This window comes from uncultured Campylobacter sp., assembly GCF_938002845.1.
Classification (GTDB): Bacteria; Campylobacterota; Campylobacteria; order Campylobacterales; family Campylobacteraceae; genus Campylobacter_B.
In genome coordinates this window covers 1-22,289 of sequence record NZ_CALKZP010000034.1, presented here as the reverse complement: position 1 = coordinate 22,289, position 22,289 = coordinate 1, and the positions used below count along the sequence as shown (strand labels likewise).

At 46.0% G+C, this 22,289-nt stretch carries 19 protein-coding genes and 2 pseudogenes; 14 read left to right on the top strand and 7 right to left on the bottom strand.

The window, feature by feature from the left end; genetic code table 11:
- The first annotated feature begins 94 nt into the window (after positions 1 to 94).
- From secA to Q0224_RS04665, 14 genes and pseudogenes are all read left to right on the top strand, one after another.
- The gene (secA, locus tag Q0224_RS04730; protein ID WP_297949496.1) at positions 95 to 2,713 is read left to right on the top strand and encodes a preprotein translocase subunit SecA; all 2,619 of its coding nucleotides are present in this window, start codon (positions 95 to 97) and stop codon (positions 2,711 to 2,713) included.
- 60 nt (positions 2,714 to 2,773) lie between these two features.
- The gene (locus Q0224_RS04725) at positions 2,774 to 2,902 is read left to right on the top strand and encodes a hypothetical protein (protein WP_297949495.1); all 129 of its coding nucleotides are present in this window, start codon (positions 2,774 to 2,776) and stop codon (positions 2,900 to 2,902) included.
- 772 nt (positions 2,903 to 3,674) lie between these two features.
- On the top strand, positions 3,675 to 4,865 hold the full coding sequence (locus Q0224_RS04720; RefSeq protein ID WP_297949494.1) for an ABC transporter permease: 1,191 nt from the start codon (positions 3,675 to 3,677) through the stop codon (positions 4,863 to 4,865).
- Positions 4,866 to 5,204: 339 nt separating this feature from the next.
- Positions 5,205 to 5,339 carry a hypothetical protein gene (locus Q0224_RS04715; RefSeq protein ID WP_297949493.1) on the top strand — a complete coding sequence of 45 codons (135 nt, stop codon included), beginning with the start codon at positions 5,205 to 5,207 and terminating at the stop codon, positions 5,337 to 5,339.
- Between the two features lie 301 nt (positions 5,340 to 5,640).
- Positions 5,641 to 6,498 carry a bifunctional methylenetetrahydrofolate dehydrogenase/methenyltetrahydrofolate cyclohydrolase FolD gene (folD, locus tag Q0224_RS04710; protein WP_297949492.1) on the top strand — a complete coding sequence of 286 codons (858 nt, stop codon included), beginning with the start codon at positions 5,641 to 5,643 and terminating at the stop codon, positions 6,496 to 6,498.
- Positions 6,499 to 7,344 carry a signal peptidase I gene (lepB, locus tag Q0224_RS04705; protein WP_297882772.1) on the top strand — a complete coding sequence of 282 codons (846 nt, stop codon included), beginning with the start codon at positions 6,499 to 6,501 and terminating at the stop codon, positions 7,342 to 7,344.
- 9 nt (positions 7,345 to 7,353) lie between these two features.
- A pseudogene (locus Q0224_RS04700) lies at positions 7,354 to 7,518 on the top strand (RpiB/LacA/LacB family sugar-phosphate isomerase); the annotation flags it as partial.
- Positions 7,519 to 7,836: 318 nt separating this feature from the next.
- Positions 7,837 to 8,082 (top strand): annotated as a pseudogene (locus Q0224_RS04695) (RpiB/LacA/LacB family sugar-phosphate isomerase); the annotation flags it as partial.
- A 647-nt stretch (positions 8,083 to 8,729) separates the two neighbouring features.
- On the top strand, positions 8,730 to 8,972 hold the full coding sequence (locus tag Q0224_RS04690; RefSeq protein ID WP_297882774.1) for a hypothetical protein: 243 nt from the start codon (positions 8,730 to 8,732) through the stop codon (positions 8,970 to 8,972).
- A complete protein-coding gene (locus Q0224_RS04685; protein WP_005870566.1) occupies positions 8,969 to 9,517 on the top strand; it encodes an adenine phosphoribosyltransferase in 549 nt (182 codons plus the stop codon). Before Q0224_RS04690 ends, Q0224_RS04685 begins: the two co-directional genes overlap by 4 nt.
- A gap of 2 nt (positions 9,518 to 9,519) precedes the next feature.
- A complete protein-coding gene (locus Q0224_RS04680) occupies positions 9,520 to 10,137 on the top strand; it encodes a DedA family protein (RefSeq protein ID WP_177388946.1) in 618 nt (205 codons plus the stop codon).
- A complete protein-coding gene (locus Q0224_RS04675; RefSeq protein WP_297949491.1) occupies positions 10,112 to 11,572 on the top strand; it encodes a leucyl aminopeptidase in 1,461 nt (486 codons plus the stop codon). The genes Q0224_RS04680 and Q0224_RS04675 overlap by 26 nt, the downstream gene beginning before the upstream one ends.
- Positions 11,573 to 12,676: a redox-regulated ATPase YchF gene (gene ychF, locus Q0224_RS04670; RefSeq protein ID WP_297949490.1), complete on the top strand. Its 1,104-nt coding sequence runs from the start codon at positions 11,573 to 11,575 to the stop codon at positions 12,674 to 12,676. It begins immediately after the preceding gene.
- A 647-nt stretch (positions 12,677 to 13,323) separates the two neighbouring features.
- A complete protein-coding gene (locus Q0224_RS04665; RefSeq protein WP_297949489.1) occupies positions 13,324 to 13,773 on the top strand; it encodes a hypothetical protein in 450 nt (149 codons plus the stop codon).
- A 516-nt stretch (positions 13,774 to 14,289) separates the two neighbouring features.
- Here Q0224_RS04665 and Q0224_RS04660 read toward each other — a convergent pair.
- The 7 genes from Q0224_RS04660 to Q0224_RS04630 all read right to left on the bottom strand — a co-directional run bounded on the left by Q0224_RS04660 (position 14,290) and on the right by Q0224_RS04630 (position 22,159).
- Complete coding sequence (locus Q0224_RS04660) at positions 14,290 to 17,313, bottom strand: TonB-dependent hemoglobin/transferrin/lactoferrin family receptor (RefSeq protein WP_297949488.1); 3,024 nt, start codon at positions 17,311 to 17,313, stop codon at positions 14,290 to 14,292.
- A gap of 639 nt (positions 17,314 to 17,952) precedes the next feature.
- Positions 17,953 to 18,540 carry a hypothetical protein gene (locus Q0224_RS04655; protein ID WP_297949487.1) on the bottom strand — a complete coding sequence of 196 codons (588 nt, stop codon included), beginning with the start codon at positions 18,538 to 18,540 and terminating at the stop codon, positions 17,953 to 17,955.
- Positions 18,541 to 18,852: 312 nt separating this feature from the next.
- Entirely contained in the window at positions 18,853 to 19,479 is a 627-nt protein-coding gene (gene tmk / locus Q0224_RS04650; protein WP_297949486.1) for a dTMP kinase, read from the bottom strand.
- Positions 19,480 to 19,520: 41 nt separating this feature from the next.
- A complete protein-coding gene (locus Q0224_RS04645; RefSeq protein WP_297949485.1) occupies positions 19,521 to 19,649 on the bottom strand; it encodes a hypothetical protein in 129 nt (42 codons plus the stop codon).
- Positions 19,650 to 19,978: 329 nt separating this feature from the next.
- Complete coding sequence (locus Q0224_RS04640) at positions 19,979 to 21,055, bottom strand: hypothetical protein (protein WP_297949484.1); 1,077 nt, start codon at positions 21,053 to 21,055, stop codon at positions 19,979 to 19,981.
- Between the two features lie 73 nt (positions 21,056 to 21,128).
- On the bottom strand, positions 21,129 to 21,605 hold the full coding sequence (coaD, locus tag Q0224_RS04635) for a pantetheine-phosphate adenylyltransferase (protein WP_295151818.1): 477 nt from the start codon (positions 21,603 to 21,605) through the stop codon (positions 21,129 to 21,131).
- A complete protein-coding gene (locus Q0224_RS04630) occupies positions 21,605 to 22,159 on the bottom strand; it encodes a UbiX family flavin prenyltransferase (protein WP_297949483.1) in 555 nt (184 codons plus the stop codon). The genes coaD and Q0224_RS04630 overlap by 1 nt, the downstream gene beginning before the upstream one ends.
- Positions 22,160 to 22,289 lie beyond the last annotated feature (130 nt).

Sequence of the window (22,289 nt, the reverse complement as noted above, 5' to 3'; positions counted from 1 at the left end):
TGCGCGTATTATAGCCGTTTTTCTAGGATTTAATTAAATAGAAACTAAAAATATGTTAATATGCGCGGTTAAAATTTTAAAACTAAGGTTTGAGATGTTTAAAAAGGTCATCCACGGGATTTTCGGCACTAAAAACGATAGGATCGTCAAGCAATACGCCAAGCGCGCAGCGCAGATCAGTGCGCTTGAAGAAAACTACGCGGCGATGGACGATGCGGCGCTTAAGGCGGAATTTGAAGCGTTAAGAGCGCAAGTTCGCGCGGGCGAAAAGAGCACGGATGACGTGCTTAACGAAGTATTTGCTATCGTGCGAGAGGCGGGCAAAAGAGTGCTAAATATGCGCCACTTCGACGTTCAGCTAATAGGCGGTTTGGTGCTAAACGACGGCGCGATTGCCGAGATGAAAACGGGCGAAGGAAAGACCCTCGTAGCGACCTTGGCAGTAGTGCTAAATGCGATGGAGGGCAAGGGCGTTCACGTCGTGACCGTAAACGACTACCTAGCTAAGCGCGATGCCGCGCAGATGGGCGAGCTATATGAATTTTTAGGGCTTAGTACCGGTGTGATCGTAGGCGGAGAATACGACGACGCCAAGCGCAAGGCCGCATACGCGTGCGATATTACGTACGGCACAAACAACGAGTTCGGTTTTGACTACCTGCGCGATAATATGAAATTTAGCGCGGATGAAAAGGTACAGCGTGGGCATCATTTCGTAATCGTCGATGAAGTTGATAGCATCCTAATCGACGAAGCCAGGACGCCGCTAATCATCTCAGGTCCTACGAATCGCACTCTGGACGGTTATATTAAAGCCGACGAAGTAGCGCGCGCAATGATCCGCGGCGAGGCGCCAGCCGATCCGAAAGGCAAGGCGACGGGTGATTTTACCGTAGATGAGAAGAACCGCGCCGTTTTGATTACAGAGGCAGGAATCTCAAAAGCCGAGAAGCTTTTTGGCGTGGATAACCTCTATAGTCTCGAAAATGCCGTGCTTAGCCACTACCTTGATCAAGCACTTAAGGCGAATTATCTATTTGAAAAAGACGTGCACTATGTCGTGCGCGACGGACAGGTCATAATCGTGGATGAATTTACGGGACGTCTGAGCGAGGGGCGCAGATTCAGCGAAGGGCTCCATCAGGCTCTTGAAGCTAAAGAGGGCGTGCAAATCCAGGAGGAGAGCCAAACTCTTGCCGACATTACCTTTCAAAACTACTTCCGCCTTTACGAAAAACTCGCTGGTATGACGGGTACGGCACAGACAGAAGCAACGGAATTTTCTCAAATTTACAAACTCGAAGTGGTCTCGATCCCTACAAACGTGCCGGTCATCAGAAAGGATCAAAACGATCTTATCTACAAGACCGAGCGCGAGAAATTTGACGCCGTCATAAATGAGATCAAGCGGCTAAATTCCAAAGGTCAGCCCGTGCTAGTAGGTACGGCGTCGATCGAAAAGAGCGAGAAGCTGCACGAGCTTTTGGTTAAAGAAAACATCGCGCACTCCGTGCTAAATGCCAAAAATCACGAGCGTGAGGCGCAGATCATCAAAGACGCTGGCGTAAAGGGCGCGGTGACGATTGCTACGAATATGGCGGGACGCGGCGTGGATATCCGCATAGACGATGAAGTGCGCGCTTTAGGCGGGCTATATATTCTAGGTACCGAGCGTCACGAAAGTCGCCGTATCGATAATCAGCTCCGCGGACGAAGTGGACGTCAGGGCGATCCGGGCGAGAGTAGATTTTTCTTAAGCTTGGAGGACAATCTGCTTAGAATTTTCGGTAGCGACAAAATCAAAAATATCATGGATCGCTTGGGGCTAAAAGATGGCGAGCATATCGAATCAGGCATGGTTTCGCGCGCAGTAGAGAACGCGCAGAAAAAGGTCGAGAGCCTGCATTTTGAAGCGCGTAAAAATATCTTAGAATACGACGACGTCGCAAACGAGCAGCGCAAGACGATCTATAAATATCGCAATGAGCTTTTGGATCCCGACTACGATCTGAAAGATAAAATCATTCAAAACCGCGAGGAGTACATCTCTAGCGTGCTTGAGGAGCTTGAAATTTTCGACGGCGCAAATATCAAAGAGGTCGATAAATTCCCGATCGTCGCCAAAATCGCTCAAGAAACGGGCGAGGTGCTCGAAAATAGCGAGCTTGAGAAGGTCGATGATTTTAAAGAGTTGAAAGAAAAGATCATCGGCGCGCTTGCCGTTTCGTATGAAAACAAGATGGCGCCGATCGATCCGCAGCAGCGCAAAAGTATCGAAAAGATGCTTTATTTACAGATCGTCGATCGCGACTGGCGGGAGCATCTGTATCAGATGGATATCCTAAAGGCGGGTATCGGACTTCGCGGCTACAACCACAAAGACCCGCTTACGGAGTATAAAAAGGAGAGCTACAACCTTTTTATGGAGCTTGTAATGCGCCTCAAATCCGACAGCATCCGCTTGCTGCATTCGATCCAGTTTAAATCTAGGGAGGAGATCGAAGCCGAGCAGCGCGCGATGCAGGAGCGCATGGAGAGCTCAAACGCCAAAGAGCTCGCCGCCGCAAGTACGAATGAAGCGCAGCTAAAAGGCCCCGATGAGTTCGGCGACAAAAAACCTAAGCGAAACGATCCTTGCCCTTGCGGCAGCGGCAAAAAATACAAAGACTGCCACGGCAAGGGCGGTCCGAAAAAGGGCGGCTTTGCGAGGTAGGCGCGGCGATCGGTCGTAAGTATCGCACGATCAGTGATCTCGATTGCAAGCATTGCGCAATTGGCGCTTCTCGACCTTGCTTTTGTATTTGGCGGATCGGTCGAGGGCGAAAGGCGTCATAAAAATTTTAAAGGGGAGTTTGATCGCGAGGCGGCGCGGATGGAAATTTTAAAAGAGCTTGATCGCTAGGCAGTGCAGACGGCGTGCAAAGCTGCGCGATGGGGCGGAATTTTAGCTTTGAAATTTTAAAATTTCAAAGCGTGCCTGATGCTTTGTTGCATATTTTTCATAGCGCTGTCTCGGTGCGCCGTGCGGCAAAACGTAAGCCAATCAGCGCGTGATACTTAAATTTAATACGCGGCTAGGATATTGCGCGTATTTGAAATTTTTAATTTATGCGACGCGGGCGAGCTTGCAAGCAGACTCCGCCTTTAAATTTTAAGAATTTCAAAATTCTAAAAAAGTTTTAAATTTCTAAAATTTTGAAATTTTGAGTCGTTTGAAATTTTAAAATTTAGAATTCGGGTTTAAAATTTCAAAGTTTTGGTAAAGAGGTCTGTTTGATTTGTCGTATCCGATATCTCTTATCTATTGGGAGTAAATTTATTACGTATAAAAATAGATTGCAGCGCGATTTTAAATTTTTAAAACTCGCTGCGGTTTGAAACCGGCTAGCAATCAAGCAAAGTGCAAGAAACAATAGAGTAGAATTCTATCCCGCTGGGAGTTAAGGCTCATTTTCCACTATCTTTAAATTTAACTTTATTTTGTCCCGTTGGGATTTGAAACATTTTAAGAGTGTTTAAAATTATAGTTCACACCTAAGTAGAATTCTATTTAGTTAAAACTTAGTATTCCAAGGCGTGGAGCCTGTTTTTGGAATTTTAAAATTCCAAAATACTTAAAATTTCACATATAATTTAGCGCTAAATTTTATGTGAAATTTTACAAGGACGGCTTTTTGGTAAAGTATTTATTATTCAAATATCTCAGATTCGACCGCTCTCAGCCCTTCATTACGCTTTCGGCGCTGCTTGCGTTCTTGGGCGTGGGCGTGGGGCTTACGGTGCTGATCGTTGCGATGGCGATAATGAACGGCTTTGATAAGGAGTTCGAGCGCAAGCTCTTTACGATGAACTACCCGATCACGATCCACAGCCACTTTCGCGGCGGTATTTCAAAAGACGACGTGGAGGGGCTGCGGGCGGACTTTCCCGATCTGATCTTTAGCCCGTATATTAGCTCGCAAGTTATCGCCAAAAGCGGCGAGAAGCTCGAGGGCGGGCTGATTTTCGGCGTAAATTTAAACGACGAAAAGCGCATCAACTCCGTCGTCGCAGCAGGCGCCAAAGACGCCAATCTAACGGACTACGGCATCATGATAGGACGCGGGATCAAGGACGAGTTTATGCTGGATGAGGGCAGCAAGATCACGATGATCTTTACGAAGAGCGATCCGGGCGGCTTTGCGCTGATCCCTAAGATGAAACGCTTTGACGTGCGCGCGGATTTTAGCTCCGGGCTGATCGCCTACGACAAGGCGTATTCCTACGCGGACGCGAGCGATCTAGCCAAAATTTTGGGCTATGACGAGGGGACATTCGACGGCGTGCATGTTTTTTCAAACGATCCGTTTAAGGATCTGGAGCGCATCAAAAAAAGCCTCCCCGGCGGTGCTAGCGTCGTGGGTTGGTGGCAGCAAAACGGCAATTTTTTCAGCGCCCTTGCGCTTGAAAAGCGCGCGCTTTTCATCGTGCTGATGCTAATAATCCTGGTTGCGAGCCTAAATATCGTAAGCTCGCTTCTGATGACCGTGATGAACCGTCGCCAAGAGATCGCGCTTTTACTTAGCCTGGGCGCCAGCAAAAAGGAGGTTAAAAGGACCTTTTTCGCGCTCGGAGCCACGATCGGCGGCGGCGGCATCATATTCGGGCTCATTTTGGGCTTATTCGGCGTGTGGCTGCTCGGAAGCTTCGACATCGTAAATCTACCGGCTGACGTTTACGGAAGCTCGAAGCTGCCGATGGAGCTCTCGCTAGGCGATTTGGCGATGATTTTAATCGGCGCGGTGCTTATCGTGGCGCTTTCATCATGGTATCCGGCCAAAAAAGCCACGCAAATCGACGTGCTGCAAACACTGCGCAACGAGTAAATTTAAATGCGGCGCTTAAAATTTAACTAAATTTTGAAATTTAAAGCGGCGCGGCTGTGTCTTGCGCGGCATTTCGGCGCGCAAGACAGAAGCTACGCGATCTTGCACAGCGCGTATCGCGTAAAATTGCACTAAATACGATTTGCATCGCCAGAATTTTGATTTTTTCGTGAGATTGTAAGCTACATGGAGCCTAAATCTTGAATAAATTTGGTCGTTCAAATTTATTCAAGATTTTAAATTCCAAAGTGGAGCAAATTTTTAGAGCGCTTTTCTAAATTTTGTAAAATTTCAAAACCACTCAAAGATGAAATCATAAAAATTTTGAAAGGATCTATGGTGAAAAAGATCGTTTTGTTTCTGTGCGCGGCGCTGTTTCTATGCAGCTGCTCTAGGAGCGGACCGCAAGATGTCCCAAAACCAGAGCAAAATAAGACGCCCGGCCACCATTATACAGGCTACTATTATGCATAGCGTATATTGCGTAACGGGCACGATACGGAGCGTTTAAAGGCGAAAAAATGGAAACATTGTAGTTCTTGCTCATTCGTGGACAAAAGCTCTCAAGCCCGCAATACAAGCCTTAGCAGCGTTGCAACTTGAATGTAGCGGCGACAAGGCGTCCATCCGTCTATAATGACGATAAAATTTAGGCTTATTTGAGCAGGACGAAATTCTTTTTAAAATTCTTTCAAATTCCCATAAAATCCCGCTAAATAAATCTAAATTTTATAAATTTTAGGGTAACATTCCCTATTTTTCAAAAAGGCTTTAAATGACTTTAATCGACGGCAAAAGCATAAGCGCGAAGGTAAAAGAGGAGATCAAATCGGACGCTTCGGATCTTGCCGCAAAGGGCGTAGAGCCCGCACTGGCGGTGATTTTGGTAGGCGAGGACGCGGCTAGTAAGACCTATGTCGCGAGCAAGGAAAAAGCCTGCGCCGCCTGTGGGATCCGCTCCGTAGCGCACCGCTTGAGCTCTGACGTGAGCGAGGCGGCGCTTTTAGAACTGATAGAAAATTTAAACGAGGATGAGGGCATCGACGGCATCTTGGTACAGCTGCCGCTTCCAAGGCATATCGATACGAATAAAATTTTAGAAAAAATAAGTCCGCAAAAGGACGTGGACGGATTTAGCGCGATAAACGTAGGCAAGCTTACTAGCGGGCTTTCAGACGGTTTTGTGCCTTGCACTCCGCTTGGCGTGATGCGCCTGCTTGAGGAATACGGCGTGCAGATCGCGGGCAAAAATGCCGTTGTGCTGGGTCGCAGTAATATCGTCGGAAAGCCGATGGCGAGCTTGCTTCTAAATGCCGATGCCACCGTCACTATCGCTCATAGCAAGACGAAAGACTTAAAGCAGCTTTGCGCAGACGCCGACATTTTGGTTGCCGCGGTCGGCAAGGTGCATTTTGTGGGCGCCGATATGGTAAAACAAGGCGCGGTAGTGATCGACGTGGGGATCAATCGCGGCGGCGACGGCAAACTAAGAGGCGACGTCGATTTTGATGCGGTCGCACCAAAATGCTCGCTAATTACTCCAGTGCCCGGAGGCGTGGGGCCGATGACGATCGCGATGCTTCTTAGCAATACGATAAAATCGGCGAAAAATCGCTTAAGACAAAGAGCCTAAATGAAAATACTAAGCAAAATTTATCACTTTTTATCAAGTTGGACGGGGACGGTCATCGTCGTTTTATTCGTCATTCTTTTTGTTGCACAAGCCTTCGTGATCCCCAGCGGATCGATGCGCACTACGCTTTTGGAGGGTGATTTTTTATTCGTTAAAAAATTTAGCTACGGCATCCCGACCCCGCATATTCCCTTTGTGGAGTGGCAGGTAGCTCCTGATAGCGACGGAGATGGGCATATCATCCGTGGCGAGGGTCCGAAGCGCGGTGACATCGTGGTTTTCCGCTATCCGCTTAATGAAAAAATGCACTTTGTAAAGCGAAATTTTGCCGTAGGCGGCGACGAGGTAATATTTGATCTGAATAATTTCTACCTTCGTCCGCATGAAGGAGATGAGTTCATTGCCGCGAACTATGATGCTCGCGATATTGTGATTTTAGGTGGCGAAAAATATGTCAAAGAGCCGTATAAATTTAAGGGCATTCACTACGACCCTAATGCTAGAAACTCAATGCTAACAAATGTCAAAATCGCACTTGAGAAGGGTGAATTTTCTATGAAGCCCATTAGTTTAAGTGAAATTCCTCATAGCTTCGAAGCTGCGGGGATAAGCTTCAATGCCTTTTACATCAAAGTGCCGCAGGATGAGTATTTTATGATAGGCGATAATCGAAATAATTCCGCCGATAGCCGCTTCTGGGGTCCGGTACCTTATCGTCTGATCGTCGGCAAGCCATGGTTTACCTATTTTAGTATTGACGCCGATCGCAAGATCCGCTGGGAGCGAATCGGACGCTTCGTCGATACCTTGCAAAACGACGAGAGCCTAATCTATGAGCAAAAATAAGGAGCGGCAATGCAAATAAATAAAATTTTCATAGCGAGCGATCACGCGGGCTTTCGTGCCAAAGAGCAAGCCAAAAAAGCGCTCGCCACTTTAGGTTACGAAGCGGTCGATCTTGGCACGCATAGTGCCGAAGCGAGCGTGGACTATCCCGATTTTGCGGGCACGTTGGCGGATAAAATTTTAGCCGAATGTGAAGCTTGTGCGCGAAGTGAAAATTTTAAAGAAAACGACGGCATAAATTCCGCTGCAGCCGCGGAAAATTCCGAAGCAGGCGGTAATAGCGGCAGCGAAAATTCCAGCGCGAGTATAAACGGTAGCGGAAATTTTAACGACGCCGTACAATGTAGCGGGAAAAATGAAAATTTTAACGCTGTTAAAAACGCTAGTCGTCAAAATTTTAACGCTAGCGGAAGCATGACTACCTGCGTAAATGCAGCCGTAAGCCCTAATGCGAGCGAAGATAAAATTTTAAATTCCACCGACTACGGCATTTACGGCGTTTTGATTTGCGGTACGGGCATCGGTATCAGCATCGCCGCAAATCGCCACGCTCACATCCGCTGCGCGCTGTGTCATGACGCGACGAGCGCTAGACTAGCTAGAGAGCACAACGACGCCAACGTCCTAGCCTTCGGCGAGCGATTGATGGGCGCGCTGGTGATCGGAGATATGATTAGGGCATTTTTTAGTACCGATTTTGCGGGCGGTAGGCACATTAAGCGCGTCGCAAAGCTAGGCGCTTGCGGTAGTTCGAATTGCGCGCATGGATTTGATGGGGAGAATTTCATGCAGAATTCCGCTCAAAATTTTACGGAACAAAGCTATGGCGCTAATTTAAATGGGCGGAATTCCAAATTAAGCTTCGGTGGTAAAAATCCTTCCGACAAAAATCCCATCGGCACGGATTCCGCGTCAAATTTTGCACGGAGCTTTAACGATAAAAATTCCTTCTTTACCGGCGAGAATTCTTTGATAAGCTTTGGTGGTGCACATCATATAAATTTAAATTCTACGCACGCAAAGATAATCTTTAATGAGAAAAATCCGCTAGATAAAAATTCCACTAGCACAAATTCTACGTTAAATTTTACGCGCGAGAGTGTTTGCGAGAAAAATTTCGCTCAAAAAGCTAGCCACAAAGATTTTGTCGGTTTGAACCCCACAATTATAAATTTCAAGACTACAAATTCCGTCTGCATGAACGTTAAGCCAAAAAACGCAAATTGCGCTAGTGCAGGTTTAAAAGATGAGAATTCTGCTATTGCGAGCGTGAATTTAAAGGGAGCAAATCTTTCTAGCGCGTATTTTAAAAGCCTAAATTCTGTCTATTTCAGCGCGACTCCCGTTACTATGCGCTTTGCAAATTCAAATAAAGGAGGCGAGCAATGAGCGTAGCATTGGGTGTTTTAGCGCTATTTTTTGCAGCACTACTTATTCTATCGATCCGAAAAAATTCTAAAATTTACGCCCTTCTTCGTAAAAGCGAGCAGAAAATTTCAAAGCTTAAAAGCGATAACGAAAAGCTCAAAACTGCCCTTCGCTTCGGCATTGAGGCCCTGCAAAATGAGGAGAGCGAAAACTGCAGCTTAAAAATCCAAAACGCAAGATTGAAAAGAGGTAAGCTATGAAAAGTCTAAGCAACGAGCAAAAAAGCTATTTATTTCGCTCGATCCGCACCGTGCGCGACTTCCCAAAGCCCGGTATTTTGTTTTACGATATCACGACGCTCGTAGGCGATCGCGAGGCGTTTAATTTCCTGCTTGATCATCTAGCCGAGCGCTACGCTGATTACGGACTTGATTACATAGTAGGCATAGAAAGTCGCGGATTTATTTTTGCAGCGGCACTTGCTGCGAGGTTGAGGGTTGCTTTTGTGCCAATTAGAAAGCCAAAGAAGCTTCCTTATATCACGATTTCGCAAAAATACAGCCTTGAATACGGCTTCGATCAGGTCGAGATGCATGTGGATGCATTCTCCGGCGTGCAAGATGCCAAGGTGTTGCTAATCGACGATCTTATCGCCACCGGAGGCACCGCACGAGCGGCATTAGATCTCATCGCGCAGACGCAGGCTAAGTGCGTTGAAGCCTGCTTTTTGCTAAATTTACGTGAGTTAAACGATCTAGGCGAGTTTTCGCGACGCACAAATGTTTATTGCGTTTTAGAGGCGTGATTTTGGAAGAGCTACTTAAAAATTTATTACAAGAATACCACCAATACGCCTATATCGTGCTTTTTGTTTGGTGTATTTTAGAAGGCGAAATCGCACTGATTTTAGGCGGCATAATGGCGCACGAGGGACATATAAATTTGCCGCTAGGTATCTTTGTCGCGGGTCTTGGGGCATTTTGCGGCGATCAGTTTTATTTTTATATCGGTCGCTACAATAAAAAATATATCAGTAAAAAGCTCGCGGCACAGCGCCGAAAATTTGCGATCGCGCACCTGCTTTTGCAACGCTACGGCTGGCCGATAATTTTAATGCAGCGCTATATGTATGGCTTCCGCGTCATCATCCCGATGAGTATCGGCATCACTCGCTACAGCGCAAAGAAATTTGCGATTATCAATCTTTTTAGCGCTTGGTGCTGGTCGGGTGCGACGATGGTTTTGGCGTGGTATTTCGGCGAGGAGATCTGGAGCGGGCTGCGGCTAATCGAGCAACACTGGTATTTTGCGATACCTATCATAGGCGGGATTTTATATCTATTTTTTAGGTTATTTAAACGTATGGAAAATCACTTTATGAACTCACGAAAGGAACGAGATGAAAGTAAAACTGCTAGATCGTAAAATTAACGAGATAGAGGCGGATTTTGAAGTTATTTTAATCGTAGATAAAAATTTAAATCACGAATTTATTAAAGACGCGGATAAGTTTGCGCTTTTTAATTACAAAGGGGAGGGTAATCTGCTTCTTGCCGAGAGCGGACGGCTGTACGTGGGGATCAAAGAGCTTAGTTTCGATAGGTTGCGAGCGGCGCTTGCGAGCGCATATAACGCGCTTAAGGGCTACGCGATTAAAAATTTTAAAATCGCCTTTTACAAATGCGGATGCGACCGCAGAAGCACGATGGCGATGGTTGAAGGCGTGCTTCTGGGCGGCTATGAGTTTAACAAATACAAAAGCGATAAAAAAAGCTCTAGCTTGAATGAAATTTTAATCTCGACGCAAGAGTATAGCGGAGCTAAGCCTGACGTGCAAAAGATGAACTACGGCGTGCAGCAGGGCACCGTGATGGCAAATGCCGCAAATTTTGCGCGCGACGGCGTCAATGAGATCCCCGAAATTTACACGCCCGAAAAGATGGCGAGCGAGGCTGAAATTTTAGCCTCGAACTACGACGACGTGAGCGTTAAAATTTACGACGAGGACTTTTTGCGCGAGCAGAATATGAATGCGTTTTTGGCAGTCAATCGCTCCAGCGCTCATCCGCCGCGCCTAATCCATCTGATCTATAAGCCGCAGTGCTGCCTAAAGCGCGTCGTTTTCGTCGGCAAAGGGCTTACTTACGACAGCGGCGGGCTAAGTTTGAAGCCTGCCGATTATATGCTTACGATGAAAAGCGACAAAAGCGGCGCGCTTGCCGCGATGGGCATCATCAAGGGCGCTGCCGAGCTTGAGCTGCCGTTTGAGATACACGCGGTTATCGGCGCTACTGAAAATATGATCGGCGGCGATTCGTATAAACCCGACGACGTGCTGCTTAGCCGCAGCGGCGTGAGTATCGAGGTGCGAAACACCGACGCAGAGGGGCGGCTCGTGCTTGCCGACTGCCTAAGCTACGCGCAGGATCTTGCCCCCGATCTGCTAATCGATATGGCAACGCTAACCGGCGCTTGCGTCGTGGGCCTGGGCGAATACACGAGCGGCATAATGGGAAACAGCGAGGAGATAAAGCGTAAATTTAAAGATCTTAGCGGCTGCAGCGGTGAGCTATTTAGCATTTTGGAATTTAACGATTATCTGCGCGAGCTAATCAAAAGCAGTATTGCAGACGTCTCTAACTGCGCTTCCAGTAGATACGGCGGCGCGATAACTGCGGGGTTGTTTTTGGATAAATTTATAAAAGACGAGTATAAAGACAGGTGGCTGCACCTTGATATCGCGGGGCCTGCGTATCTGGAAAAGGCGTGGGGCTATTACGCAGCGGGCGCGACTGGCGCGGGCGTGAGAGCAAACTTATATTTCTTGCAGGCTCTAGCCAAAGAGCTGAAGGACGCGTAGATGGGGCTTTCAGTAGGGATCGTAGGGCTTCCGAACGTCGGTAAATCCACGACTTTTAACGCGCTTAGCGGCGCACAAAACGCACAGGCGCAGAACTATCCATTTTGCACGATCGAGCCCAATAAAGCGGTCGTGCCCGTACCCGATGCCAGATTAGGGAAGCTGGCGGAGATCGTTAAGCCCGGTCGCATCGTGCATTCGACTATTGAGTTTGTAGATATCGCGGGTCTCGTGCGCGGAGCTAGCAAGGGCGAGGGGCTGGGGAATAAATTTCTTTCAAATATCCGCGAGTGCGAGATCATCCTTCATATCGTGCGCTGCTTCGAAAGCGGCGACATAACCCACGTCGAAGGCTGCGTCGATCCTATCCGCGACATCGAGATCATCGAAACCGAGCTAATTTTAGCGGACATCGAGCAGCTTGGTCGCAAGATCGAGCGCCTCGGCAAGGAAGCCAAAGCAAATCAAAAGGGCGCTAAAGAGGCGCTAGCCGTGGCAAACGAGCTTTTGGCGCATCTAAACGACGGTAAGCCTGCTTCAAATTTTGCGCTCAAAGAGGACGAAAGCTACGTCGCTTTAAATCGCGAGCTGCGCCTGCTTAGCGCCAAAGATGTAATCTACGGCGCCAATGTGGACGAGGACGGTATCGCGCAAGATAACGAATATGTCGCGCACGTAAGAGAATACGCAAACGCCCGCGGCGCCGAGGTGATCAAGCTCTGCGCCAAGATCGAAGAGGAGCTGATAGGCTTAAGCGACGAGGAGACGCACGAGATGCTGCAAAGCCTGGGCGCGCAGCAAAGCGGGCTGGAGCTCATCATCAAGCGCTCCTTCGCAAAGCTCAGCCTCATCAGCTACTTTACCGCAGGCGAGATGGAGGTGCGCGCGTGGACGATCACGAAGGGCTGGAAGGCTCCAAAGGCCGCGAGCGTGATCCACAACGACTTTGAGCGCGGATTTATCAGAGCTGAGGTGATCGGATTTGATGATTTTATCGCGTGCGGCGGCGAGAGTAGGGCGAAAGAAGCGGGCAAAATGCGCCTTGAGGGCAAGGACTACGTCGTGCAAGACGGCGACGTGATGCACTTTAGATTTAATGTTTAAATTTGCGCTGCATTCGAGCGAAATTTAAAATTTACAGAGTTTTAATTTGTGCCGAATTTGCACACCCGATTCAAATTTTTAAATTTGCGAAATTTGAATTTCTATGGCGTGTGAGAATTTGGAAATTTAAAAATTTTAGTTTAAAGCAGCGATTTAAAATTTTGAAATTTCATAAAAAATCCCCGGGATCGAACGCATGCTCGGGTTCGGCTCGATTTTAAAATTATATAAAATTTAGCTCGCGCAGGACGGAACTTTAAACATTATCGTAAGTAAGCTCAACTTTACAATTCTATGCATTTTAATCCGCTGTACCTTTCGGTGGCGAATTTTGCGCACGGACTATAGATATGAATCTTTTGCCAAAATCCGAAGCTAAAAGTAAAATCACGAGCAGAATCGAAAATTTAAGCGTCCATACATTGCGAAAAGTATCGACACATTCGCGCTTTTTGAGATTAAGGGCGTGCGTTTTCGCATACGCTGCCCGGTTTTAGCGAATTTCTATGATTGCGTGTTGTAACATTGATTTTGATAGGACTTCTCGCCTATCTTAACGCGAGTGTGCAAAAATTAAAATTTTAGCGCGAACGCCACAGAAAGTAGCGCGTATTTTACGAAATTTTACCGAAATTTGGAGGAAAATAATGTGGCATTTAAAAAAGAAAGCTTCAAGTGAATTGAAATTTTTCACAATTATCGGTAAAATGGAAAACTTAGAAACAGACTGGGGGCGAGACGGACTGTATATAACATTTGAGGTAAAAGGAATAAGATTTTTCGACTATCCCGATCAATGGTTTGCTGATAACGGCGATATAGTCGAGGTAACGTATTGTTATCTTTCCCTTGAGTCGCCCAGCATAACGCATATTTCGATTTTAGCTAAGTATTCAAATTATATGAGAGTGAAACAGGTTCTAGCTATAATTTGGGATTTTATATTAATAGTTTTTTTAATCGTAACGTTTCCCATATGGTTTTACGGCATTAGTAAGTTGTCCATTTTATTATATATTGCCTTAGGGTTCTGCATCTTGCAAAGAGCTTGTAAAAAAATCAAAATTTTATATGAAATCGAGAAAAATAGAGGCTAATTTGTCTTTATTTTTCCGCGTATTAACGCATAAATAAAAAATCATTTGTATTTAAGCATCGTCTTGTGCGCCTTATCGTAGGTCTCATCCAGCTGCCGTAGTTTTTGCGTGCGGTTGTCAAATGTCTTCGGTGCTTCTAACTCGTCTTTATTAGGATCATACGGCGAGCAAATTTAGGTGATATGAAAGTTTGCCTTTGACCTTAATAAAAAAAGGCTTTATCGATAGAAATGTAAAATTTATACCGCACGGCGGTAGGTTCTGAGCCAAAACCGCATAAACGAAAGCGGCGATATACAAATTTAATGCACACGCAAAATGTTACCGTTCGGCGAAAATTATATCGCTAAAAATTTTATCGAAATGCCAAAAATACGAAGCGATCTTGCTCTTGCGTTGTAAAGGCTCATTGGATATAAATTTAAAGCGTAAATTGCAAAGCAGGGCTCAATTCGATCAAATCGAGCCTTCGATCCAAAATTCGTTTTAAATTTTGGATCGAAACATACCCAAGACCTAAAACGTTATCTCCCAGTTAAATCTAAAATTTCTGCGTGGCGCGTAAAATCTACCGATGCCCGCACCCGTCGCTTGATCGATCATATTGACCGTTCCAAAAGCCCTGATCGAGCGCGCGCTATCCCAAGTGATATACTTGGCGTTGGTTAGGTTGTAAACGCCTAGACTAAAGTTAAAATTTTTTTGCGGCTTTGCATAAGCAATAACGTCCACTACCGTATAATCACCGCTTCGCCAACCTTTGGTATTATCGGTTACGGGCTCTCCGTTTACTATAGAAGCATCGATGTGCCCCCAATACGGATCCGTTCTTTCGACTTGGCTTTTCCAATACATATTGTAGGTATCTTTGCGCTTCTTGGCTCCTACGTCGGTGATGAAAAGATCAATGCCATATTTGTCGCCGGGCGTAGAATAGCCGATATTATAGACGGAAGTAGGCGGTTGGATCGCATTCATCGGCACCTCTTCGCCCCTGCTGCATCCGGAGTTTGAATTATTGGCGTTTGAGGCGTTGCTGGCGCACGACATTCTGCCTTTTTGTTTGCTGTATTTATATCCCAGCCTAAATCCCTCCAGGCTCTCCGATACATCGCCGAGCTCCAGATGGGTATTTATCTCAAATCCATGAACTTTGGCGCTATCTCGGTTTACGTTTTGATAAAACGGATACGGTATCTGCTGATCTACGACCTGTAAATTTCCCAAAAATTCAAGATCGATAAAATTTTTATAATCCGTCTTAAAAACATCGAAAGTTATGCGGCTTCTCTCGCTATAAAAGGTAAGGGCGACTTCTTTTGTCCTTGCGATCTCGGCTTCCAGGTCGATATTTGGACGGATAGAAAAGTCCGGATGCTTAAAGGTCATATATGCCTCATCCGATGTCGGAGCGCGGAAACCTTTAGAACTTTTTAGCTGTATTCTCATCCAATCCAGCGGGTCTAAATTTAGACCTAGTTTATATGAGCCGCTTTTGTATTCCTTCTCTCTTAACAGGAATTTTAAATTTTGCTGATAATTTTCCTCTCCATAAGAGGATTTATAGCTATATGTTCCGGTTCCGTCAAAAGGATTATAAGGATAGGGCACCCAAAGACCTATTATCATACCCCTTGGCACTTCGGGATAGCCTGTATATTTTGGTTTATGCTTTACCTTGTCGTAGCGGTAGCCAAGATCAAAGCCTACATATTTGGTGATTTGAATTTCATCCCCGATATAACCCGCCGTAGTCGTAGTTTGCACCGGAATCAGATAGGTGTTAATGTCAGTAGTATTATTTCTTAATCTTCCAAGCCTATTCCAATCCGGATTTATTACTCCCTTGGCTGTTTTGCCAAAAAATATATCATTCCACCATTGCGAATTTCCTTCATAAAATCCGTCTCTATTGATCATGGATTTATCTGTTCTATCAAAAAGCCCGCCGTATGATATGGAGTTATCAATGACGTTAAATAGGTTAAGCTCTTTCTCAAAATCCAAATTTAATTGCTGGGTATTGGTCTCTAATGTCCTATCGGAATATATTATACGATTATAGCCATCTGTATACGGAGTTAGAAAAAATAACTTATGTTCTTTCGTCATATCGTCTGCATCGCTGGAATCTTTTTTTATAGTTCCGTAAACCCTTCCGTCGGGAAGAGTATGTTTTTCTATCTCTCTTTCTACCAATTCATAGTTATAATCCCAAGTATCCCCATCGTATGTTTCTTTCAATACTTTAAATTTTTTATTGCAATCTATTTTGGAACAATCTAAATAAAGTCCATCTTTGATTGTATAATCGGAATAACGGGAAAGCGCATTGCCAGAACCATCTCTAATAGCGCCCTCTTGCCAACCACCAGGAGTAGGATCGACACTAAGTGGCTTATTATCTTTATCTACGAGATCATATCCACTTGAGTTTTCATTTAGATGCATTCCCGATGGATTTTGTGTTTGCTGGCAAGCACTTCCTTGGCAGCCCTCTCTGTTTATCGCACGGTTTTTAATACTCTGCTTTGAATATGAAATTTTAACATGATCCCAAAGCGGCGTCTCGCTAAAATTTTCATAGGCAAATTGCACGTTTCTTCTGGTTGAGCTATCGTGGTTTGTCCTATCTCCATATACTTCTGGAGCATTTGGACGAAAACCCTGTCTTAATGTATAAGAAAAATCTTCACCGTCAGAATTTAGCTTATAATCGTCTATCCCAACGGAAAATCTATTCTCATCGCCTGGCTGAAACCCTACCTTTACGAGTGTGCTTTTTTTGGTTATGGTATATGGGTCTGCCTTTTCACGAGTTTTTCCTATATGAAGTTTGTCCTCTTTACTATCATATATGTCGTAGAAATAGTTTTTTCTTTCATGACCGTGTCTATCGGTGTTTATAACCAAAAGATCAAACCAGCCGTATCTAGCTGCACCGGTGAAGGAGTGAAAATTTTGACTATCGACGCTTTGATAGCCCTGTTTAAAGCCGAAATGGTAATTCTTTTCCGTCAAGAAATCCCTAGCGTCTTTGGTTTCAAACATAACCGATCCGCCGAGTGCGCCGCTTCCTGCTTTTATGGAATCGGCTCCTTTGGTGATATTGGCCGTTTTGACATTTTCCATCTCTACGCCGTTTCTTGTGTTATTAAAATTTCCATACCCCTCAAAGAGGTCTTTAAAGCCCTGCGAGCTTAGAGTCTCCGCTTGACGAAGCCCGTCCACCGTGATAGCCACGCGGTTTTCGTCCACTCCGCGAACGGCGTATCCGCTAGCGCCGAATCTGCCCGTCTCGACCGCTGTGATACCGGTTTGGTATCGCACCAAGTCTCTACTATCGGTGATCTGCTGCTTCTTAATAGTCTGCGCGGTGGTTTTTGTTTCGCCGACCTTTTGCTCGGCTACGCTTTGCGAATCGACATTGCCGGTTACCTGGATAGTTCCTAATTCTTGTGAGTTGGTCGGCTCTTCCGCGTAAAGCGAGCCATAAAAGAGCAGCGAGGCATAGAGAGAGAGAGAGAATCTTCTAAACATTCATATTTCCTTACTTAATGATTATAGAATTGATTATTAACGCGGCGAATAATAATACAAAGATTTTTAATGTTTAATTAAATTGCAGTTTAAATTTAGGGATAAATTTTAAATACTTGAAATTTTGGTTTTTAAGAAGTATAAAATTTTGAATAGGTCGAAAAATACGTAATAGGCGCATTTTAAGCTTTAATCTAGCTCTAAATTTTGCAAAGCGTTTTTAAAACGGCTAGCAAAAATACTGAAAATTATAAAAGAGCGAATGATAACAAAGCGCATTTTATAATATGTAACGCACTTTTTGAATTATGATATTTTTGCCGATAATTTCAAAATTTTATACTCAATCGCTGCACTGTAAATTTATCATATTAATAGATTGTAGCCTCGCGGGATTTGTTAGCAGATTTATTTATCGGCGCCGGAATAGGGCATAAATTTTTGCCGGGCAGAATTTCACGCTGCGTTATAAATTTTATGCGCCGCGAAATCACAAATTCCTGGCGAGCGGCAAAATCCTGCCACGCAAATAAACCATACCGCGTTGCAGGCATTGATAATTTACTCGTTTATTTCGCCAAATTAACCCATGCCGTCGTAAATTTTATGTTTTAAAATTTCACGCCGAATCTTTCGCGGCTAAAAGATACCTCGCAGAGCCGCTGTGCCCTCTACGTGCCTGTACGGCAAGAAATAATGCACAAACTTCGTGCAAGTGCCGTCAGGCACGCATATTTCGGCGCTCAGTATGTGTTTGACATGCGCAGAATCGAGACCCGGTATCTCTAATTCGCCGCTTTTGTAACCGCTATAGCCCATCTCTATCGGCACCTCTAGCTCATCTTTTTCAAAAACGACACGCCCGCTTTGCACCTGCTCGAGCTTGATGTTTTTCAGCACGATCCCGGGCGCGCTCACGTGCTCAAATTTTATATTTAGTTCATACGGGGCGCCGGTCGAGTTGTCGTCCGAGAAGTCGGGCTCAGGTTCGCGCTCGTCGCGCCATGATCGTCCGCCGATAGTGGTAGCTCTTAAGCGGGCGCTGATGCTAAAATCCTTCAGATCCAGCGAAGCGCTGCTAAAATCACGGATGAGCGTCCAGGCCACGACGGTGCGGCCGAAAAATTTATCCGCGATAATATAGCTACCCAAAAGCGAGCTTATGACTACCCAAAACAGAAATATAAATTTAAAAACCTTACGCAAAACGAACTTTAATGTCTTCATCATTATCCTTTTAATCTAAAGCTTAAGCGGAATTCCGCCTGCAAATCTGTGGATTAAAATTCCGCGCGGGATTTCGCTTATGAAATTTTGCGCTTTTTGGTCTGCGGCGGAATTTTAAGACAGAATTCCGTGGCTAAATTTTGCTGCGAAATTATAAAACAAATTCCGCCCATGAAATTTTGCCAAAACTTCTACTGCAAAATTCTATTACGAAATTTGGAGATGAAATTTTATGGGCGGAATTCCATAGTTAAAATTTCACGGCAAGCCTCAGAAATCAATTCCCGCGGCAAAATTTCACGCCTTAAAATTTTAAGAAAGTATGAAATTTTTTATCTGATCGCAGATCACTTCTTCGGATTGCGCGGCGTCGATTTGCAGAGTCTGAACTTCGCACGCCGCGCATGCCCGCGCCATAAGATCTTGCACGCGCATTAGGTATTTAAGCCCGCGAGCTTCGATTATATCGCTGCTAGCGCGCGTTTTAAGCCGCCGCATGACGAGCTGTTCGTCCGCCGAAAACAGCACGATTTTATCTGCAAATTTGCCCCCAAGTGCAAATTTATTAAGCGCGATAAGCTCGCTAAGATCCGCGTTTTCGTCATTTGCCAGCGCATAGGCAAGCCCCGAGATGAAGCCGCGATCGCTTAGCACGAGCCTGTCCGCACCGCCCTTTATCACGCGCTCGTAGTGCTCGGCGCGGTCTGCGAGGAACAAAAGCAGCTCGGCGCGCTTTGAAATTTCGCCGCAGGCTTCGCGCAGATTTACGCTGCCGCGCCGCCACTTAAAATCCTCGCCCAAAACGAGGCTTCGCACCGCTTCGCCGAGCTTTGTGCCGCCGGGCTCCTTGGTCACGATCGCCTGCGGAAAAGCCGCCGCCAGCCGCGCTATCTGCGTGCTTTTGCCCACGCCGTCGATACCTTCGAATATTACATACATTTTTCGCCTTTAAATTTGTGCGCTATTTTACAAGCTTATAGCTAAATAGCGGCTTTTTTAAACAGACGGGCGCTAAATTTCGTCTTAAAATCGGGCTTTTGCGCGAGCTTGTCCGAGCCGCTTTTGATCTTTAGGCGTAAAATTTTATCGGGCGCTTTGTTGCTAAACACTTATTCTTTGCGGCACGGCTCGCGGTTAAATTTAGCGCTCGAATGGATGTGTCGCATAACAGCGAGCGAGTAAATTTGCGCTTACGGACATCTACCGGGCGGAGCGCCGGTCGGTAAAGACGGCACGCCGTGCGGATATGATGACGCGTCGGGCGAGGTAGGGAGCCATTATACATAGCAGGATATGTGCTTTGCGAAGCGGATGGCGCTAGATGGAAAGGGCGGCGCTTTTGCGGAGCAGGGCGGCGTTATGCATAGTGGGGCGCATTGGGGTGGGTGAGTGCTGCGCGCGATGATAAAACCGTGACAATGAAATTTTAAATTTTGCCCTATACGTTTATCGGCTCGGGATTTATCGCTATGAAATCTTTCCTCAGATCGCCAAGATCGCAATCGGTAGCCGTGATCGTAAAATCCTCCGTCATATCGAGCGCAAATTCGCCAAGATCTGCTTTAAGCTGCTTCACGCACCCCCAAATGAGCTTTTTAGCCTGCGCATATTTATCATTTAGCTGCGTTTCCTGATTGAAAAGATCGAAAATTTTCGCCGTTTCGTAGTCTACTTCGACCTCGGCTCGAAACTCGTAATCAGGAACGAGCCAAAGAAGCCAGCCGTCCTTTCGTGCAAGCCACTGCGCGCGCTGTTCTTGCGAGCCGAATCCGATGATTGGCGGCAAACTCCTATTGTCGCAAGCTAAATTTATGCAGTAGAGCTTGCAGTCTGGCGCATGCTTTTTGATCGTCTCTTTAATCGCTGGCAGCAGCCTCTGCGCGGCGAGCTCATAGAGCTTTTTGTAGCTCATATTCTTATCGGGCTTTTGATAGCGCACATAACCATTTTCGGTTATTAAGCTTAGCTCGCCCATTGCGTCAAATTCATAGTTTGTTACGTCATTCCTTCTGCCTGCGCGAGGGTGCTCTACATACTCTCGTCTTTGTGCGAGCTTGCCGCCTTCGTAAGTAAAATTTTCTATCCCATAGGCGTTGTTGTCAAAGGCCGAGTAGATGGACTTTAGCACGCCACCCTCATAGACAAATCTTTTTATATAGAAGCATTTTGAGCATTTTTTATTATAGCAGCCGAAGTGATATTTTAAAACTTCGTCCCGCCCCCAAAAATACAAATTATCCCAGGAAGATTTTTTGTCGTCATGTTGTCTTTCAAAAACGACGCGATCTCGCGCGTCAAAGCCGTATTCGTAGGCATTTGCGATCTTTTTTGGTTTAGCTTTTAAAATTTTGCCCTTAAAGAAGCGGTTATATTCGAAATAAAACGGCTCTAAATTGATATAGCTACCAGACGCCCAGCGCCTACTTACGACCTGCGCTTCGGCTATTTTATGTAAGGCTTTGTATTCATCTCTCACGCTTTTTAAAAACGTTCGCAGTCTTTCTATCTCATCCATTTTTATCTCCCGTGCAGCTTACAAATTTTAAATTTAGCCGCACCTGCGGGCTAAATTTCAGTAGCTTGCAAGCTCATTTTTTCAAAAATTTTAAAATTTCGCTCGGCACCAGGTGCGAAACGTCGCCGCCGTGGCTCAAAACGGAGCGGACAATCGAGCTTGAGATGAAGGCGTTTTTGAGCGTCGGCATCAAATACACGCTCTCAAATTTCTCCCATAGCGAGGCGTTTGCATAGCCGATCTGCAGCTCGTACTCAAAGTCGCTAACCGCGCGGAGTCCGCGGATAACGAAGCGCACGCCGCAAGATTTAGCAAAATCCACGAGCAGATTATCAAAGCTTTGCACGCTCACGCCACGAAGCCCGCGTGTCGCGGCTCGCGCCATCTCTAGTCTGGATTTTAGGCTGAAGTAGGGCTTTTTGCTCTCGTTTAGCGCGACTGCGACGATGACTTCATCAAAAAGCCCTAGCGCACGCTTGATGACGTCCAGATGGCCGTTCGTGATAGGATCGAAAGTGCCCGGATAGATACATTTTCTTGAGTTTTGCATTATTGCCACCTTTTAAATAGCTCGTTTTGCACGCCCAGCGCGTCGCACCACTTGCCGATTATGAAATTTTTTAAATTTTGCACGCCGCAGTAGCCTGCGATCACGGGCGGAGCGATGATGACGCCGAGTGCGGCTAGCTCACTCATCTGACGCAGGCTGATCGCAGAAAGCGGCATCTCACGTACGCCAAGAACCAGCCGCTTGTGCTCTTTTAACGCGACTGCAGCGGCGCGGGTGCTTAAGCTGTCGCAAAGCCCGCCGTAAATTTTAGCCAAAGAGCCAATAGAGCAGGGCGCAAAGATTGTGGCGTCAATGCCGAATGAGCCCGAAGCGGGCGGCGCGCCCAGATCGTCGTCGGGATAGAATTTTACGCTCCTAAATTCCGCGGATTTTAAGACCTCGTCCGCGTCTATGCCGCTTTCGGCGCGCAGGACGCGGCGCGCGCCCTGCGTAAGTACGGCGTGAATTTCATGCGGCGAGCTGGCAAGAAATTTAAGCAGATCAAGCCCGATCTCGCAAAAACTCGCGCCGCTTACGCAAACTAAAATTTTCATTTCAAAGCTTTCATATCGAAATTTTGTGCTTCAAAAGCGAGCGAAACGGAAGGAATTTTAAAATTTGAAGTTAAGATGGAGCGGGAAACGAGAGTCGAACTCGCGACATCAACCATGGCAAGGTTGCGCT